Below are 15,578 nucleotides of genomic sequence, written 5' to 3' on the forward strand. Positions count from 1 at the left end.
TTCCGAATCACGCACAAGGTCTTTGTTTCGTTTCGGATGGTCACGGGGAGGCCTTCGAGATCGCGGACGGGGGCTCCGTGGCGGTGCCTCGGCCGTCACGCCTGCGCAGCAGCGCCCACGCGCCCAGGGCGAGGCCGCCGAACGGGATCTCGATAGTGTAAGTCCAGAAGCCGAACAGCAGCGCGGTCGCCGTGGCGGGCGCGGCCGCCACCCCGAACGCGCCGGTGAGCAGGAGCACGACGCCGCCCTCCATGATGCCGGCGCCGCTCGGGGTGATCAGGGCGCTGGTGAGCACCCGCGACAGGGCGAACACCGCGATCGACTGGGCCAGGCCCGGGTAGGCGCCGGTGGCCAGCATGCACGCGGCCATGATCGCCCACTGGAACCCGAGGAAGAACACCATGCCCAGCGACAGGCCCAGCCAGCGGGTGTGGACGACGTCGGCGGTGTCGGCGCGCAGCCGTTCGAACGCCTCGGAGGCGTGGAAGCGCAGCCGCAGCAGCCGCACCACGGCGTCGAGCCCGCGGCCGAGCAGCCGGGCGGCGCGGTCCCAGTAGAGGGCCGCGGCCACGACCAGGCACAGCACGAGGATCGACACCGCGCCCACCCAGCCGGCCCGGGCCACGGTGTGGTTGGGCACCTCGCCCGCCATGAGCAGCGCGATGATCCCGACCGCCGGCAGGATGAACCTGAACAACGTGTTCCAGATGCCGCTGACCAGCGTCATCACCACGATCGGGCGGTTGGCGAACCCCCAGCCCCGGGTCATGGCGAAGGTGAGCGCCACCCCGGCCGCGCCGCCGAACGGCAGCAGGTTGCTCACCGCGCTCCCGGCGGCGTTCAGCGTCAGCGCCTGCGTGTGGCCGAGGCCGGGCAGCGAGCCGGTCAGCACGAACGTGTACGCGAACAGGCTCAGCAGCCACAGCGCCGTCATCAGCGCGATCATCGGGAAGCCGATGGTGGCGAACACCGCGCCGATCTCGTGCCAGGAGACCGGTTTGCCGGTCAGCGCGCGCACGATCTGCGGCAGATAGACGACGAGCACCACCGCCAGCGCGAGCGACAGCGCCGACAGTGTGATCTGGACCCACTTGTTCTTCATCGTGTCCCAGTCTGCCGGGCGCGGGCGCGGCCCGGATCCTCCGGAGGTGTCAACTCGGCCACGGGTCCAGCGGATGACGCAGGCGGGTGCCGGGCGGCACGTCGCGGCGGACGAACCACTCGGTGCCGAACACCAGGCGGTAGAGCGGGCCGGGCACCTTCAGCAGCACGGCCAGGGTGCGGTCGCCGTCGCCGCCCTTCGCCTGGGAGGCGTGCGCGGCCATGGCCGCCCGCTTCTGCCTCGTGTACTTGCGCACGTTGACCCGGTGCGTGATCACCTCGCCGGGCGAGTACGCGCTCTCGAACGTCCGCACGTCGAACTCCGGCGGGAACCGGTAGACCTTGCCCGCCAGCCGCAGCAGCCGGACCAGCGGGTCGCGGTCGACCGTGGCCTCCAGCACGATCGGCGTGCCCGCGATCTCCGCGGCCCGCCGCCCCACCCGGTGGACCTGGACGTGGTCGGGATGGCCGTAGCCGCCCGCCGGGTCGTAGATCGACAGCAGCTCGGCGTCCTCCTCGCGGAGGATCTCGGCCAGCCGGCCCGCGGCCTGCTCGGTGTCGGCGTCGATGAACGCGTTGTCGGGCCGCTCGTCGGCCACGCCGCCCTTCGGGCTGAGCCCCGAGTCGCCGTAGCCGAGGCACTCCACGCGGGCGCACCCGAGCAGCGCGGCCGACTCGTACAACTCCTTCAGCCGGGTGCGGCCCAGCTCCTCGCCGGGCTCCATGTCGGCCAGGCCGCGCTCGCCCGCGGTCGCCACCACGAGCACCACGCGGTGCCCCTCGGCCGCGAGCATCGCCATCGTGCCCGCCGTCAGCAGGGCCTCGTCGTCGGGATGGGCGTGGAAGAACACAGCGGTACGTGGAGGCACAGGCCCAGATTAGTCTGGGAGGGGTGCGGATCTTTCACGTGAGTGACTGTTACCTGCCGCGGCTCGGGGGGATCGAGGTCCAGGTCGCCGACCTCGTGCGGATGCAGCGGCAGGCCGGCCACGAGGTCGAGGTGGCCACCGCCACCAGGGGCGAGGCGCTGCCCGGTGTGCACCGGATCGTCGCGCCGATGCCGTTCGACCTGCCGGTTCACCCGGCCGGGGTGAGGCATCTCACGCGCCGCATGCGGGTGTCGCGGCCCGACGTGGTCCACGTCCACACGGGGGCGGTCTCGCCGTTCGCGTGGATGGGCGTGCGCGCGGCCGTACGCGCCGGGCTGCCGTGCGTGGTGACCGTGCACAGCATGTGGGACCCGCTGACGCGCGCCCTCTACCGCCTGCTGCGCCTGGCGTACGGGTGGCAGCGCTGGGGCCTGGTGGGCACGACGGTGAGCAACGCCGCGGCGGCGCCGATCCGCGCGGTCGCGGGCCGGCGCGTGCCGGTGCGGGTCGTCTCCAACGGGCTGGACCTGTCGGCGTGGCGCACCCTGGCCGGTGCCCCCTCCGACCGGGGCGAGGTGCACATCGTCGCGGTGGGCCGGCTGGCGCCGCGCAAGCAGCCGGTGCGGCTGCTGCGGCTGCTCGACCGGGTGCGGGCCGCGGTGCCGCCGGCGGTGCCGCTGCGGGCCACGGTCGTGGGCGACGGGCCGGCGCGCGGGTCCATGGAACGCTACCTGGCCCGGCACGGCATGACCGGCTGGGTGTCGCTGCCCGGCCGCTACACGCGCGAGCAGATCGCCAAGGTCCTGGAGTCGGCGGACGTGTTCGTGGCCCCCGCGCCGCGCGAGTCGTTCGGGATCGCGGCGCTGGAGGCCCGCGCCGCCGGGCTGCCCGTGGTGGCGCGGGCGCAGAGCGGGGTGGCCGACTTCGTCCGGCACGGCACGGAGGGGCTGCTCGGCCGCGACCTCGGCGACCTGGCGGCGGCCGTGGCCCGGCTGTCCGCCGACGCGGAGCTGCGGGCCCGGATCACCGAGCACAACCGCGCCACGCCGCCCGCCGCGGGCTCCTGGCCCGCCGTGCTCGAAGGGTTCGAGCGCGCGTACGAGCAGGCCGCCGGCCTCGTCAGGCGAAGGCGTTAGGGGCGGTTGAGCACCACGTACCCGTCGCGCTCGAACACCCTGCGGTACCCCTCGGTCTCCAGCCTCGCTACCGTCGCCGCCTGCTCCTCCGCCGACCCGAACGGGAACTCCCAGCGGGCCGTGTCCGCCACCACCCACGGGGCGGCCCGCGACTGCCCGCTCCACAGCAGGACGGTGGCGCGCGCGGAGAGCGCGGGCCCGACCGAGTTGGCGGCCTCCACGACGACGCCCGCCGGCACCTTGGACACCGCCTCCCGGGCCGCGGCCACCTTGACCTCGTCGCCCTTGTAGAAGGACGGATGGTAGAGCTGGTCCAGCGCGAAGCGGGGGACCAGCGTCACGGCGATCACGCACGCCCCGAACGCCCAGGCCAGCCTCAGCGACCGGTCGTCGCCACGCCCGAACCGGCGCAGCAGCCGCGCCAGCCCGTCCACGCCCGCGCACAGCAGGATGACGACGGTGAACGCGTTGTACTGGAAGTCCGCCTGCCACCACAGGGCGCGGTCCGACAGCATGCGTTCGAGCACGTGCGGCAGCGCCGCCAGTGACAGCGGCGACAGCAGGCAGAGCAGCAGCGTCGGCCAGGCCATCAGGAAGAGCGTGTCCACCTTGGCCTCGTCGTTGAACGGGAGGAGGATCGCGGCCACCGGGTCACGCAAGAGCGTCAGCACGGCGCTGGGCGCGTCCGGCCCGAGGTGGCCGTAGGCCCAGAAGTCGTCGGTGCTGCCGCCCAGCATGGGGATGAGCGCGCCGCGCGTCAGCATCACCCCGCCCGCGCCGATCGCCGCGCAGCACAGGCCGCGGAAGCGGTCGCCGGTGACGAACAGGTAGATCGCGAACCCGATCACCATGAGCCCCATGTCCTCCTTGACCAGGAGGAGCCCCGCCATCGCCGCGAACGCGGGCCCGTGCCGTCCCGCGTGGTAGCGCTCGATCATGATCGAGGTGAGCAGCGGGACGAACATCACCTCGTGCGCGTCGAACGCGATCGCCTGCGCCACGGGCCACGACAGCGCGTACGCGACGGCGACGAGGTAGGCGGGGCCGGTGCCGAGCACCCGCCGGGTGAACAGCCACACGAACGGGATCGCGGCGGCGAACAGCAGCGCCTGCGCGACGACCAGCGACTCCGGCCCGTCGTGGATCCAGTAGAACGGCGCGAGCAGCGCGTACGCGGGGGAGAAGTGGTCGGCGATCTGCAGATATTCGAGCCCCCGGCCGTGGAAGGCGCCGACGGCCGGCACGTACGGCGGCCGGAAGTGCGCGTAGTTGCGCACGGCCTGGTCGAAGATGACCAGGTCGAAGATGGAGGCGCGGAACGTGGCCAGCTTGACCAGCCCGACGGTCGCGTAGATCGCGGTGGAGAGCAGGGCGATCAGCCCGACTGCCGGCCGGTGGCCGCCCAGCCGGAGCCTTGCGGCGCCCAGCCGGTGTCGCCAGGGGGAGGAGGTGGCGGGGGTCGCCTCGGTGTCGTCTGCCAGCGTGTCGCCCGTCACGAGCAGCAAGATTAGACGGATTTTTCGGGATGTGCGGACTTCCCGATGATCGCCCCGGCCGCCGCGATGCACTGCCCCCCGCAGGCTTCGCGACGGCCGGAGGCATGCGTCAGCCGCAGGCGCTCTGGATCTTCGTCGACATCGACGAGATCTTCGACATGCTGTCCGTCATGGCCGACGGGTTGTCGAGCTTCATGCCGTCGAAGACGGAGGCAAGGTCGTTGATCGCCCCGGCGAGGTCGCCGTCGTACTTGCCGGCGAGCGTCTTCAGCTTGCCGGCGGTCTCCTGGCTGGCCTTCTCGAAGGCCTTGGGGTCAGTGGCGGCACTGGTCACGGAGCTCTGGAACTCAGTGCTGATCTTCGTGATCTCCTGACTGACCTGGTTGCAGTCGACCGCATTGCCGATGGCGCCACAGGCGGTGGTGAGGCCGGCGAGGGTGAGCGTCGCGATGACGACGGCGATGCGACGGCTGGGGGTGTTCATTTCATGCCCTTCGTTGCTTTTGCGGATGAAGGGAAGCTATGGCCCCAGCCTTGATGGTCACTTGCACACCACTGACACCGCCTGGCGAGGCGTCAGAAGGGGAGTCTCCGGCCGGACGGAGTACGCAGGTCGAGGGGGGCCGGCTGCTGCGCCGGCTTGGGGCGTTGCACGATCTGGACTCTCTTCACAACCCTGGGATACCCAACGGATTGCCTTGAACTCCTCACGAGCGGGTACCGTGACGGGTGATGCTGGCGGACCCCTTCGTGCACCCGGCGCTCTTCTATCGAGGCGACCGGGAATACGTCGATGCCACCACGGCCTTCATCCGCGACGGCCTCGCCGCGGGCGAGCCGGTGGCCGTGGCGGTGCCCGCCGCCAACCTCAAGCTCATCGAGGGCGCGCTCGGCGCCGACGCCGCCCGCGTACGGCTGCTGAACATGGAGGAGGCGGGCCGCAACCCCGGCCGCATCATCCCCGCGGTGCTGCGCGCCTTCGCCGACAGCCACACCGGCGGGCACGTGCGCATCATCGGCGAGCCGATCTGGGCCGGTCGCAGCTCCACCGAGTACCCGGCGTGCGCCCAGCACGAGGCGCTGATCAACCTCGCCTTCGCCGGTCGGCACGTCACGATCCTGTGCCCGTACGACGTCGAGCGGCTCGACCCGGAGGTCCTGCGCGAGGCGGAGCTCACCCACCCGGTGCTCCAGGACGCCGGGGGCGAGCGGGCCAGCGACGCCTACGACCCCCACCACGTCGTACGCGTGCACAACCTGCCCTTCCCCGAGCCCAGCGGCTTCGCCGCCCTCCGCTTCGACCGCGGCAACTTCGCCTCGGCCCGCGCCCTGGCCGCCGGCCTGGGCGCCGAGCTGGGCTTCGACGAGACCCGGCTCGACGACATCCGCCTCGTCATCGCCGAGCTCTGCGCCAACAGCCTCGACTACGGCGGCGGCGCGGGCGACATCCGCGTCTGGGCCGAGCACGGCCGGATGGTGTGCGAGGTCGGCGACCAGGGGCACATCACCGACCCGCTGGCCGGCCGCGAGCCGGTGGACCCGCGCGTCGCGGGCTCGCGCGGGCTGCTCATCGTCAACCTGCTGAGCGATCTCGTCCGGGTCCACACCAGCGCCGGCGGCACCACGATCCGCGCCTACTTCGACATCCCCGCCCGCCGGCCCTCCTGAGGGACGGACCGGTAGGGCCCGCCCTACCGACCCTGAGGAGGGCGGCCTCCTCGGGGGAGACATCCGCCCAGGTCACCCGGGCCGCCCCCAGGGGTGCCCCGACCAAGGTATTAGGGGGTCGTTCAGGGCCGCTTCGGGCCGATCTCCGATACTCCGCGAAGCCGCGTTCCACGAGCTTTGAGGCATGAAGGCATTGCTTGTGAGCGGACTCTCCACCATCGCCGGCGGGACGGGCGCCATGCTGGCCCTGCACACCTGGACCGGGCTCGACCCGATGCACACCGTGATCAGCTCGTACGCCTTCTACCCGGGAGGCTGGCTGCTGCCCACCTCGTTGACGCTGTTCGCGGTGGGCGGCGCGCTCACCGCCGAGGGGCTGCGCCGGGCCGGCGCGAGCGGCGGCGTCGTGGTGCTGGTGGTGGCGTGGGCGGTCAGCATGTTCCTCATCGGGGCGTTCCCGACGGACCGGCCGGGCGTGCCGCTGTCGCTGTCGGGCGGCATCCACCGGTACGCCGCGTTCGCCGCGTTCCTCGCCATGCCGGCCGCCGGGATGCTGTGGGCCAGGACCCGCGCCCGGTACGCCCGCGCGGTGCGGGTGCTGAGCGCGATCGCCCTGGCCGCGCTGCTGATGGTCGTGATCCCGTACGTGGTGCGGATGTGCGGGATCCCGCTGGCCGACGACGAGGTGCCGGCCGGGCTGACCCAGCGCGTCGTGGTGGTCTCCGAGCTGGGCGTGCTGGCCCTGGCCGGGATGTCGATGCTGCGGCCGGTCCCGCGCGGGACGGCTCAGCGCTCCCAGGGCGGTGTGTCGCCCATCTTGGCGTAGTACTTGGCCAGGTGCGCCTTGACCCGGGAGACCTCGTCCTGGGGGATGCGCACCCCGCCCCTGGCTCCGTCCACCACCCCCGCCGCGGAGATGACGGCCCGCGGCACGACTTTCAGCTCACCCCCGACGACGTCGGCGATCGGCAGCTTGTACGCGCCGAACTCGTCGGCGTCGTCGGCGTCGTACCAGAGGTGCGCCTGCCGGTACTTGTCGTTCGGCCGCTCCTCGGCGCCCGCCCATTTGCGCACCCGCTTGTCGGCCGCGGCGGAGTCCCACTCGCGGTCGCGGTCGGCGAGCGGCAGGTCCTGGAATCTCGTCACCGTCATGACATGGGGCTACCCGTCCCGCAGGCGTGAAACGGCCGTCTGTTGGTAGGTAGACGGTCCTGATGGAACGAACGTCCGTCCGATGAGGAGATGACGAGATGACCATTCTGATCGCCTATGACGGGTCCGAGGACGCCAAGGCCGCGATCGCGTTCGCGGGCACGCTGCTGAAGGGTGAGCGGGCCGTGGTGCTGACCGTGTGGGAGCGGGCCGCGATGACGTCCGCGCGGGCGTCGGCCGGGCTCGTGGTGGCGGTGGGCGACACGAGCGCCGAGGACGCCGCGATCGAGGAGTCGATGACGGCGCTGGCGGCCGAGGGGGCCGCGCTCGCCGGTGCGGCGGGGCTGGAGGCCACGCCCCGGGTGGCGACCGACGCCATGTCTGTGTGGTCGGCCATCGTAGACGCGGCCGAGGAGGTCGGCGCCACGCTCATCGTGACGGGGACGCGCGGCATGGGCGGGATCCGGTCGCTGCTGCTCGGCAGCACGTCCGACCGGGTGCTGCACCACGCCACCCGGCCCGTCCTCGTGGTCCCCGCCCCGGAGACGCACACCTGACGCCTGCTCCTGGATCAGGGGCGGGGGCGGAGACGTCGGCGGCGTAGGGCAGAGTGGCTCCCGGTGAGGGAGGGGCCACGTGAGCGAGGGACTGGCGCGGCGGCTGGGCACCGGTGACGCGGTCGTCGTCGGGCTGAGCGCGATGATCGGCGCGGGCGTGTTCGCGGCGTTCGCGCCTGCGGCGGCGGCCGCCGGGCCGTGGCTGCTCGCCGCGCTCGCGCTCGCCGCCGTCGTCGCCTACTGCAACGCCACGTCCTCGGCCCGCCTGGCCGCCCTCCACCCCGAGTCGGGCGGCACCTACGTGTACGGCCGGCGGCGGCTCGGCCCGCTGTGGGGCTACCTGGCCGGCTGGGGCTTCACGGTCGGCAAGACCGCCTCCTGCGCCGCCATGGCCCTGACCTTCGGCGCCTACGTGGCCCCCGGCCTCGCCCGGCCGCTCGCCGTGGGGGCCGTGGTGGGGGTCACGGCGCTCAACGTGTACGGGGTGCGGCGCTCGACCGCGGCGGCCCGGGTGATGGTGGCGTTCGTGCTGGCCGTCCTCGCGGCGGTGATCGCCACCGGCCTGCTCGCCCCGCCGGCGCCCACGACCGCGTCGCTCACCGCCGCTCCCGGCCAGCCGCGGCACGGCTTCCCCGGCACGTCCGCGGGGCCGCCGAGCATGCCCTCGGGCCGGCCAGGCACGTCCGCGGGGCCGCCGAGCATGCCCTCGGGCCGGCCAGGCACGTCCGCGGGCCCGCCCGGCACACCCTCGGGGCCGCCCGGCGTGCACCGGGGTTCGGTGGACGACCTCGGGAAGGGCGTCTCGTACCCGATCCCCGGCCTCCGCGAACGCCTGCCCTCTCCGCCCGTGTTGGTGACGGTGGCCAAGAGGACGGGCCCCTCGGTCACCGGGTGGTGGGGCGTCCTCCAGGGCGCGGGGCTGCTGTTCTTCGCGTTCGCCGGATACGCCCGGATCGCCACCCTCGGCGAGGAGGTGCGCGATCCGGCGCGGACGATCCCCCGCGCCATCGGCATCGCCCTCGGCATCACGCTCGCCGTCTACACCCTGGTCGCCGTGGCGGCGTTGCGCGTCCTGGGCTGGCCGCTGCTGGCCGCGTCCGACGCCCCGCTGGGCGACGTCGTGGAGATGGCGGGCTTCGCGTGGCTGCGGCCCGTGGTGACGGCGGGCGCGGCCGTGGCGGCGCTCGGGGCGCTGCTCGCCCTGGTGCTCGGCGTCTCCCGCACGGTGCTCGCCATGGCCCGCGAACGCGACCTGCCGCACGCGCTGTCGGCCGTCCATCCGGCACGCCGGGAGCCGCGCCGGGCCGAGCTGGCCGTGGGCGTCGCGGTGGTGGGGCTGCTGCTGGTGGCCGACCTGCGCGGGGCGATCGGGTTCTCCTCGTTCGGCGTGCTGGTGTACTACGCGATCGCCAACGCCGCCGCGCTCACCCTGACGCGGGAGGAGGGCGCGCCGCCCAAGGTCGTGCCCGTGGCGGGGGTCGTCCTGTGCCTGGTGCTCGCCGCCACGCTGCCGTGGCAGTCCGTGGCGGGCGGGCTGGCGGTCTTCGCCGTCGGCGCGCTCGTCTGGGCGCTCCGGCACCGGCGCGCCGAGCGTTGACCGGGCCGGGACGCGCGCTTAGGTTGGCGCGCACGGCCGCCCGCGCGGTGTGTGGCGGCGCTCGGGTGAGCGCGCATGCCGTCCGGCCGGCATGGAGGTGCGAGCATGCCCGTCCCCACTGGCCGAGGTCGTCGGTCACGCCGGCGACTCCAACGACCTCGACCACCTCATGAGCCTGGCCGACACGGGCGCCACTTCGGCATGGACCGGTTCGGGCTGGACGTGTACAAGACGACCGAGCGGCGCGTGGCCACGATCGCGGAGCTGTGCCGGCGCGGGTACGCGGACCGGATGGTGCTCAGCCACGACACGGCCTGCTTCATCAGATACCTCCGAGGAAACTCCGCCTTCAGGCGGGGGAAAGGAATCGGACTCCTGCGGAGCAGGGCAGGACAGGCGATCCGCCGCCAGGCGGACCGCCGTATCGAAAATCCGCCCCAGGCTCACCTGGGTATGCGGGAGAATGCGCGACGTGGCGCAGACCGTGAAGCGGGCCTACAAGTACCGCTTCTTCCCGACCCCCGAGCAGGCGGAGGAGCTTGCCCGGACGTTCGGCTGCGTCCGCCTCGTCTACAACAAGGCTCTGGAAGAACGCACCCGTGCCTACGCACTGGAAGGACGTCGCGTCTCCTACGGGGAATCGTCCGCGGCGCTGACGGCGTGGAAGCGCAGTGGCGACTACGATTTCCTGTCGGACGTGTCGTCGGTGCCGCTTCAGCAGGCCCTGCGCCATCTTCAGGCGGCGTTCGCGAACTTCTTCGCCAAGCGGGCCAGGTACCCGGCGTTCAAGAGCAGGAAGAAGTCGCGTTTGTCGGCGGAGTACACGCGTAGCGCGTTTCGCTGGCGGGACGGCACCTTGACGCTGGCGAAGATGAGCGCGCCGCTGGACATCGTGTGGTCGCGTCTGCTTCCTGAGGGTGCGGAGCCGTCCACGCTGACGGTGTCGAAAGACGCGGCCGGACGCTGGTTCGTCTGCATCCTGGTCGAGGAGAAGATCGGCCCGTTGCCGCCGGTCGAGGCGTCGGTGGGCGTGGACGCGGGCGTCAGCGCGCTGGTCACGCTCTCCACCGGAGAGAAGATCGTCAATCCTCGTCACGAACGGCGCGACCGTCGCAGGCTGGCCAAGGCGCAACGTGCGCTGGCCCGTAAGGAGAAGGGCTCGAACAACCGGGCCCGGGCCCGGCTTCGCGTGGCCAGGGTGTACGCCCGGATCGCCGACCGCAGACACGACCACCTGCACAAGGTCACCACACGGCTTGTTCGCGAGAATCAAGTGATCGCCGTGGAGGACCTGGCCGTCCGCAACATGGTCAAGAACCACAGCCTGGCCCGGGCTGTCTCGGACGCGGCCTGGCGGGAGTCGCGGGGCATGCTGGAGTACAAAGCAGCCTGGTACGGGCGCACGCTGGTGGTGGTGGACCGTTGGTTCCCGTCGTCGAAGCTGTGCTCGGCGTGCGGGGCCTTGCAAGCCGAGATGCCGCTGAACGTCCGCGCGTGGACGTGTGCGTGCGGCGCGGTCCACGACAGGGACGTCAACGCGGCCAAGAACGTGCTCGCCGCCGGGCTGGCGGAGAGTCGAAACGCCTGTGGAGCTGGTGTAAGACCTCAACGAGGATCCTCTCGGGCGGGCGACCGGCGGTGAATCCTCACGGGCGACCGTGGGAATCCCCCTCGTTGACGAGGGGGAGGATGTCAAGGACTACTTCGGCGGGGGGGATGACGCCCTCGCCGTCTTCGCGCCTGACTGGCGATACGATCACATTCACGACCAAGTCCTTGCAATGTTGCTCGATTCGGGCGTGGCGCAGGCGCATATCGACCAGATGCTGGTGTATAACCCGAGAAGCTACTTTGCGTAAAGTAGTGGGATCAGTACTGCAACACAGGTAGGTGGAGCTGGGTGACTTCGGAGCAAGCCTTGTCGATCAGCTTGGGGCTCCAGGGCCCGTGCGTCATCGCGAGGCTCACAGGAGACTTCGATTTCGCCTCAGCCGCCGAAGTGCGTGATCGCGTCACCAAGGCGCTCGATCTCACGCAGCCGCCCATGCTGGTCATCGACATGCAGGGCGTCGAGGTGTGCGACTCGTCGGGGCTGTCGGTGCTCGTGTACGTGCACAAGGCCGTCACCGCGTCCGGCGGCCGGCTGCTGCTCGCCGGGCTGAACGGCAGGTGCAAGCACCTGTTCGCGATCACCGCGCTGGACAAGTTCTTCGACATCCGCAGCACGGCCGAGCTGGCCATCGCCGAACTCTCCGAACCGGGGAATTCACCGCCGTTCCCGGGGTAGTCGCGAGGGCATGCCGGCTCACGAGCCCGACCTCCTGGGTGTCTACCTGAAGCAGATCGGCGACATCCCCCTGCTGTCCGCCGCCGACGAGGTGGAGCTCGCGCGGCGCGTCGAGGCCGGCCTGTACGCCGGCCACCTGATCGCCCGAGCCCCCGACGGCGACCGGGACGCGGCGAGCCTCGCCGAGCTGCGCGAGATCCGCGACGAGGGGCGGCGCGCCAAGGAGCTGCTCATCAGGTCGAACCTGCGCCTCGTGGTCTCCGCCGCCCGGCGCTACGCCCAGCGCGGGCTGCCTCTGCTCGACGTCATCCAGGAGGGCAACCTCGGGCTGATGCGGGCCGTGGAGAAGTTCGACTACAAGCGCGGCTACAAGTTCTCCACGTACGGGATGTGGTGGATCCGCCAGGCCATCGAGCGCGGCATCCACGACAAGAGCCGCACGGTGCGGCTGCCCACGCACGTCGGCGAGGAGCTGTCGCGCCTGGCCAGGACGGGCCGGCGGCTCGCCGCCGAGCTGGGCCGCGAGCCGCGCGACGCGGAGCTGGCCGAGGCGGCCGGGCGCACGGTCGCGGAGGTCACCGGGCTGCGCCGGCTCGCCCAGGACACGGTCAGCCTCGACCTGCCGGTCGGCGAGCACGGCGAGAGCAACCTCGGCGACCTGATCGCCGACGAGGACGGCCCGCAGGTGCACGAGCTCACCGAGCAGCGGGCCATGAGCGCCGAGCTGCGCGCGCTCGTCACCGGGCTCCCGCCGCGCGAGGCGTTCATCATCAGGCAGCGGTACGGCCTGGCGGGCCGCGAGGTCGCGACGTACGGGACGATCGCCGACCACATGGGCCTGACCCGCGAGCGCGTACGGCAACTGGAGCGGCAGGCGCTGAAGCGGCTCAGAGGCGGGACGCCGGTGGTGGCGTGGGCGTCCTGAGCCGTTGACCGGGCGGGGATCGTGACGGTTAATCGAAGAACCTGAGTCGCTTTCGAGGGGGGAAGCGAGGGTTCGTCGCCTTTGGGGGCATCATGGGTAACCGCCGCTCCGTCACGCCCTTACGCAGCTTGTCGGCCTTGTCCGTCGTCACGGCCACCGTCCTGGCCGCCACACCCCTCCCGGCCGTGGCCGCCGCACCGCTCCCGCCCGCGCCCGCCGTCATGGGGAAGCCGGCCGCCGCCGACGGCGCGCAGCTGATCCGCTACAAGATCGTCCTCGGTCGCTGCAAGGACACCTGCCGGATCAAGGTCAAGATCACCAACATCTCGCGCAAGACCCTGTACGACGTCTCGCTCAACGCCCGCCTCAAGGTCAACAGGACCAAGGCCGGATCGTGCTACGACTACGTGGGCACCATCCGGGCCAAGCGGCAGCGCTGGGCGGGTTGCACGGTGCGCTCCAGCAGGCTGGCGTCGCTGTGGAACCGGTGGCTCGACGGCGAGATCCGCTGGGACACCCACGTCAGCACGGTCGTCCACTACGAGTACTACCGCTGACCGTCACAGGAGAGCCAGGGGCGCGAGCGTCGCCGCCCGCCCCCTGGCCGCCGGCGTCAGGAAGTGACGAGAAGGGCCAGGCCGATCAGCACCACGATCGGTACCACCCAGACCACGGCCTCGGCAGCGAACTCCTTGTACATCTCGCGGATCTCCCTCGTCACGCCCCGGAGGGCGGCGTACACGTCACTGCGCAGCATAGCCGCCCGCGCCCGGCACTCCGTCCAGCCCCGGCCTCCCGTGGGGAGCGGCTCAGTCCTCGTCCGGGGAGTGGAGGCGGCTCAGGGCCAGGCGCTTGCCGAACCCGGCCAGCGACTCGTCGGCCATCAGCTCCGGCAGGCGAGGGGCGTCGGCGTCCACCTGGCGCAGCACGTCCGGGTCGGCGCCGGCGAAGCGGCTCCACGCGCGCACCACGTCCGGCATGGCGGAGATCGCCTCCGGCGACAGGACCGCCTCGCGGGGCAGCCACGACGTGAGGAACTGGGACACCCTCGCCGGGCTCCACCACAGAGGACGATCCCCGATGAACTCCGCCAGCTTCGCGAACGCCTCCTCCGCCCCCTCCGTGGCCGGCAGGTCGTGGAAGCGGGACAGCGTGTCGTCGGGGGCCGGCCGTACGGGATCGGGAACGGTCAGGGCGCGCGCCAGCGCGAACGGCCGCACGGCCGGGTACGTGTCGGCGACCGCCGCCCCCATGACGCGGTCGGTGAGCTCCAGGGCGTCCAGGATCCGCCCCGCCACCACCCGGGGCTCGGCCGCCTCCAGGCTCAGGTCGTCGAGGAACTTGGGCTCCTCCACCAGCGCGTCCACCGCCAGGCCGCCGTTGACCTGGTCGACGGCGACGATCAGGACATGCGGCTCCTTGCCGTCGCGATAGCGGAACGACAGGGCGGCGAGCGCCTGCTGCCCGTGGCGGTCGGCCTTGCCGTACCAGGCTCCGTCGCAGTCCACCTGCCCCATCCGCCGCACCCATACGGGCAACGCGTCCCGCGCCTCCGCGCCGTGAGCCGTGTAGAGGTCCGAGGGGACGTCGGCGTCAGGCTCCGTGCCCGCGGCCGTGGTGACGGCCAGGGCGGACAGGGCGGCCAGCGTGAGCCGGGTCTCGGGCCTGCCGGCCGCCACCAGCTCCTGGACGAACCCGCGCGCCTCCGCGGGTTCCAGCCCCGCCATGAGCCGTGACGCCCACAGCTCGGTGCGCAGAGGTGAACGCCACCTCAGCAGGTCGCGGGCCTGGGTGATCGCCGTCGTCAACGCTGGAGTGCTCACCCTCCGACCGTAGTCCACGAGGACCGGCGGGGCGCGCCGGTGACCCGCCCCCGCGGGGGTTGGCACTGACGCAGGGTCAACCTCCCAGCATGGACCGCATGACCACGAACACGCACGACGACGGCGAACGGCGCGACAGCACGTTGCGGCACTTCACGGTCCACCACGACGGCGTCACGATCCCGGTGTCCCGGGGCGGCCGGGGACGACCGCTCGTCCTCTGCCCGGGGCTGAGCTCCACGCAGGCCGATCTGCGCGAGCTGATCGAGCTGCTGCGGCGCGACCACGACGTGGTGACCTTCGACCTCAGGGGCCACGGCCTCACCTCGGCCGCCGACCGGTACTCCTTCGAGGCGTTCCTCGGCGATCTGGCCGCCGTGCTGGCGGAGGTGCGGCGCCTCGGCCCGCCCGCGCCTCCCGTGCTCGTGGGCTACTCGCTGGGCGCGGACCTGGCCCTGCACCACGCCTCGGAGCACCCGGGGACCGTCGCCGAGCTCGTGCTCGTCGACGGGGCGAACCCGGTGCCCGAACCGTTCGTCACGGAGGCCGACCTGGCGATGTTCCGCGCGATGTGGGAGGACCTGGCCGCCTCGCAGGAGGCCCTGCGCGGCACCGCGCGCCAGGTGTCGCTCACCGCCCGGGACATCCTCGACCTGAACGTCGAGATCGACCAGGCCCGCTCCGCGATCCTCGACCGGTACCGGACGATCGACTGCCCGATCCGCATGATCATGTCGACCGCGATGGCCGGCCGCGACGGCGAGGGGCCGGCGGCGCGGTTCAACCGCAACTGGCGTGCGGGCGTCGAGCGGCTCGTCCGCGAGCGGCCGCGCGTCTCCACGTCCTGGCTCGACGCCGACCATGGGCTGGTCTTCACCCACGCCGCACAGATCGCCGAGATCATCCGGCGTCCGCGGGACCCGGCCCGTCAGCCGGCCTCCTGAACGGCCCTTGGGAGACTGGTCCG

General features: G+C 72.3%; 18 protein-coding genes and 1 pseudogene. 12 read left to right on the plus strand and 7 right to left on the minus strand.

Annotated features, from left to right (window positions below):
- Window positions 1–40: 40 nt before the first annotated feature.
- Both HD595_RS26735 and HD595_RS26740 read right to left on the minus strand, forming a co-directional pair.
- The gene (locus HD595_RS26735; protein WP_253773617.1) at window positions 41–1,102 is read right to left on the minus strand and encodes a lysylphosphatidylglycerol synthase domain-containing protein; all 1,062 of its coding nucleotides are present in this window, start codon (window positions 1,100–1,102) and stop codon (window positions 41–43) included.
- Between the two features lie 49 nt (window positions 1,103–1,151).
- Window positions 1,152–1,970 carry a PIG-L deacetylase family protein gene (locus HD595_RS26740; protein ID WP_253773619.1) on the minus strand — a complete coding sequence of 273 codons (819 nt, stop codon included), beginning with the start codon at window positions 1,968–1,970 and terminating at the stop codon, window positions 1,152–1,154.
- A gap of 38 nt (window positions 1,971–2,008) precedes the next feature.
- On the opposite strand from HD595_RS26740, the gene HD595_RS26745 reads away from it, so the two are divergent.
- The gene (locus tag HD595_RS26745) at window positions 2,009–3,106 is read left to right on the plus strand and encodes a glycosyltransferase family 4 protein (protein ID WP_253773621.1); all 1,098 of its coding nucleotides are present in this window, start codon (window positions 2,009–2,011) and stop codon (window positions 3,104–3,106) included.
- Here the strand turns inward: HD595_RS26745 and HD595_RS26750 are convergent.
- Both HD595_RS26750 and HD595_RS26755 read right to left on the minus strand, forming a co-directional pair.
- Window positions 3,103–4,602 carry a DUF2079 domain-containing protein gene (locus HD595_RS26750; protein ID WP_253773623.1) on the minus strand — a complete coding sequence of 500 codons (1,500 nt, stop codon included), beginning with the start codon at window positions 4,600–4,602 and terminating at the stop codon, window positions 3,103–3,105. The genes HD595_RS26745 and HD595_RS26750 overlap by 4 nt on opposite strands.
- Before the next feature lie 109 nt (window positions 4,603–4,711).
- Complete coding sequence (locus HD595_RS26755) at window positions 4,712–5,086, minus strand: hypothetical protein (protein WP_253773625.1); 375 nt, start codon at window positions 5,084–5,086, stop codon at window positions 4,712–4,714.
- A 248-nt stretch (window positions 5,087–5,334) separates the two neighbouring features.
- On the opposite strand from HD595_RS26755, the gene HD595_RS26760 reads away from it, so the two are divergent.
- Complete coding sequence (locus HD595_RS26760; RefSeq protein ID WP_253773627.1) at window positions 5,335–6,270, plus strand: anti-sigma factor RsbA family regulatory protein; 936 nt, start codon at window positions 5,335–5,337, stop codon at window positions 6,268–6,270.
- A 184-nt stretch (window positions 6,271–6,454) separates the two neighbouring features.
- The gene (locus HD595_RS26765) at window positions 6,455–7,096 is read left to right on the plus strand and encodes a DUF998 domain-containing protein (RefSeq protein WP_253773629.1); all 642 of its coding nucleotides are present in this window, start codon (window positions 6,455–6,457) and stop codon (window positions 7,094–7,096) included.
- Here HD595_RS26765 and HD595_RS26770 read toward each other — a convergent pair.
- The gene (locus tag HD595_RS26770) at window positions 7,057–7,422 is read right to left on the minus strand and encodes a hypothetical protein (RefSeq protein WP_253773631.1); all 366 of its coding nucleotides are present in this window, start codon (window positions 7,420–7,422) and stop codon (window positions 7,057–7,059) included. The two genes, HD595_RS26765 and HD595_RS26770, sit on opposite strands and share 40 nt — an antisense overlap.
- Before the next feature lie 98 nt (window positions 7,423–7,520).
- Here HD595_RS26770 and HD595_RS26775 point away from each other — a divergent pair, with 98 nt between their 5' ends.
- The 8 genes and pseudogenes from HD595_RS26775 to HD595_RS26805 all read left to right on the plus strand — a co-directional run bounded on the left by HD595_RS26775 (window position 7,521) and on the right by HD595_RS26805 (window position 13,345).
- Window positions 7,521–7,979 carry a universal stress protein gene (locus HD595_RS26775; RefSeq protein ID WP_253773633.1) on the plus strand — a complete coding sequence of 153 codons (459 nt, stop codon included), beginning with the start codon at window positions 7,521–7,523 and terminating at the stop codon, window positions 7,977–7,979.
- Window positions 7,980–8,058: 79 nt separating this feature from the next.
- Complete coding sequence (locus HD595_RS26780) at window positions 8,059–9,576, plus strand: APC family permease (protein WP_308211240.1); 1,518 nt, start codon at window positions 8,059–8,061, stop codon at window positions 9,574–9,576.
- Between the two features lie 201 nt (window positions 9,577–9,777).
- Window positions 9,778–9,849, plus strand: a pseudogene (locus HD595_RS26785) (hypothetical protein); the annotation flags it as partial.
- Between the two features lie 199 nt (window positions 9,850–10,048).
- Window positions 10,049–11,218, plus strand: a complete 1,170-nt coding sequence (locus HD595_RS26790) for an RNA-guided endonuclease InsQ/TnpB family protein (RefSeq protein ID WP_253773635.1) — start codon at window positions 10,049–10,051, stop codon at window positions 11,216–11,218.
- A gap of 16 nt (window positions 11,219–11,234) precedes the next feature.
- On the plus strand, window positions 11,235–11,435 hold the full coding sequence (locus HD595_RS47105) for a phosphotriesterase family protein (RefSeq protein ID WP_337960024.1): 201 nt from the start codon (window positions 11,235–11,237) through the stop codon (window positions 11,433–11,435).
- Between the two features lie 41 nt (window positions 11,436–11,476).
- A complete protein-coding gene (locus HD595_RS26795) occupies window positions 11,477–11,863 on the plus strand; it encodes an STAS domain-containing protein (RefSeq protein ID WP_253773637.1) in 387 nt (128 codons plus the stop codon).
- Window positions 11,864–11,873: 10 nt separating this feature from the next.
- Entirely contained in the window at window positions 11,874–12,788 is a 915-nt protein-coding gene (locus HD595_RS26800) for a sigma-70 family RNA polymerase sigma factor (protein WP_253773638.1), read from the plus strand.
- Window positions 12,789–12,925: 137 nt separating this feature from the next.
- A complete protein-coding gene (locus tag HD595_RS26805) occupies window positions 12,926–13,345 on the plus strand; it encodes a hypothetical protein (RefSeq protein WP_253773640.1) in 420 nt (139 codons plus the stop codon).
- 56 nt (window positions 13,346–13,401) lie between these two features.
- Here the strand turns inward: HD595_RS26805 and HD595_RS26810 are convergent, their stop codons facing one another.
- Entirely contained in the window at window positions 13,402–13,545 is a 144-nt protein-coding gene (locus HD595_RS26810; RefSeq protein WP_217708112.1) for a hypothetical protein, read from the minus strand.
- Window positions 13,546–13,597: 52 nt separating this feature from the next.
- A complete protein-coding gene (locus HD595_RS26815) occupies window positions 13,598–14,611 on the minus strand; it encodes a hypothetical protein (RefSeq protein WP_253781476.1) in 1,014 nt (337 codons plus the stop codon).
- Window positions 14,612–14,709: 98 nt separating this feature from the next.
- On the opposite strand from HD595_RS26815, the gene HD595_RS26820 reads away from it, so the two are divergent.
- Complete coding sequence (locus HD595_RS26820) at window positions 14,710–15,555, plus strand: alpha/beta fold hydrolase (protein ID WP_253773642.1); 846 nt, start codon at window positions 14,710–14,712, stop codon at window positions 15,553–15,555.
- Window positions 15,556–15,578: the final 23 nt, after the last annotated feature.

This window comes from Nonomuraea roseoviolacea subsp. carminata, assembly GCF_024172185.1.
Lineage (GTDB): Bacteria > Actinomycetota > Actinomycetes > Streptosporangiales > Streptosporangiaceae > Nonomuraea > Nonomuraea roseoviolacea.

What these genes read in the sequence shown, in the direction of transcription:
- HD595_RS26735 (WP_253773617.1), bottom strand. Translation starts at nt 1,102, where the DNA reads ATGAAGAACAAGTGGGTCCAGATCACACTGTCGGCGCTGTCGCTCGCG.
- HD595_RS26755 (WP_253773625.1), bottom strand. Translation starts at nt 5,086, where the DNA reads ATGAACACCCCCAGCCGTCGCATCGCCGTCGTCATCGCGACGCTCACC.
- HD595_RS26760 (WP_253773627.1), top strand. Translation starts at nt 5,335, where the DNA reads ATGCTGGCGGACCCCTTCGTGCACCCGGCGCTCTTCTATCGAGGCGAC.
- HD595_RS26765 (WP_253773629.1), top strand. Translation starts at nt 6,455, where the DNA reads ATGAAGGCATTGCTTGTGAGCGGACTCTCCACCATCGCCGGCGGGACG.
- HD595_RS26770 (WP_253773631.1), bottom strand. Translation starts at nt 7,422, where the DNA reads ATGACGGTGACGAGATTCCAGGACCTGCCGCTCGCCGACCGCGACCGC.
- HD595_RS26775 (WP_253773633.1), top strand. Translation starts at nt 7,521, where the DNA reads ATGACCATTCTGATCGCCTATGACGGGTCCGAGGACGCCAAGGCCGCG.
- HD595_RS26800 (WP_253773638.1), top strand. Translation starts at nt 11,874, where the DNA reads ATGCCGGCTCACGAGCCCGACCTCCTGGGTGTCTACCTGAAGCAGATC.
- HD595_RS26810 (WP_217708112.1), bottom strand. Translation starts at nt 13,545, where the DNA reads ATGCTGCGCAGTGACGTGTACGCCGCCCTCCGGGGCGTGACGAGGGAG.
- HD595_RS26820 (WP_253773642.1), top strand. Translation starts at nt 14,710, where the DNA reads ATGACCACGAACACGCACGACGACGGCGAACGGCGCGACAGCACGTTG.